The sequence below is a fragment of the Streptomyces atroolivaceus genome (assembly GCF_000717025.1).
Taxonomy (GTDB): Bacteria; Actinomycetota; Actinomycetes; order Streptomycetales; family Streptomycetaceae; genus Streptomyces; species Streptomyces atroolivaceus.
In genome coordinates this window covers 1-344 of record NZ_JNXG01000094.1, presented here as the reverse complement: position 1 = coordinate 344, position 344 = coordinate 1, and the positions used below count along the sequence as shown (strand labels likewise).

Here is a 344-nt window from a genome sequence, read left to right as displayed (position 1 = left end):
TGCAGGTGACCTGGCCGGGTGCGGCGGAGAGGAGGGTCTGGGTCCAGCCGGAGGTGTCGACCGGGTCGTCGTTGTGGTAGGCGATGTCGTCTCCGTTGCCGTCGGAGATGTTGGCGTCCCCAGTACATGGCGCCGGTCGTGGCGATGCGGCCGTAGTAGAAGCCGCTGCCGGAGGAGACGACCTGATCGAATCCAGACCATCCCGACTCCTTCAGGTCGTCACGCTTCCAGGCCCCGCCGATGATCTTGTAGGAGAAGAGTTTTCCGGCTTCGGTGGTGGCGATGAGGCGGTCCTGGCCGACGGTGGTGAGGGTCTTGAGGACGAAGCCGGTGCCGATCTCGGC

1 pseudogene is annotated in these 344 nt (G+C 65.4%); it reads right to left on the bottom strand.

The features are described from left to right. A pseudogene (locus OO67_RS35565) lies at positions 1-344 on the bottom strand (CHAP domain-containing protein); the annotation flags it as partial.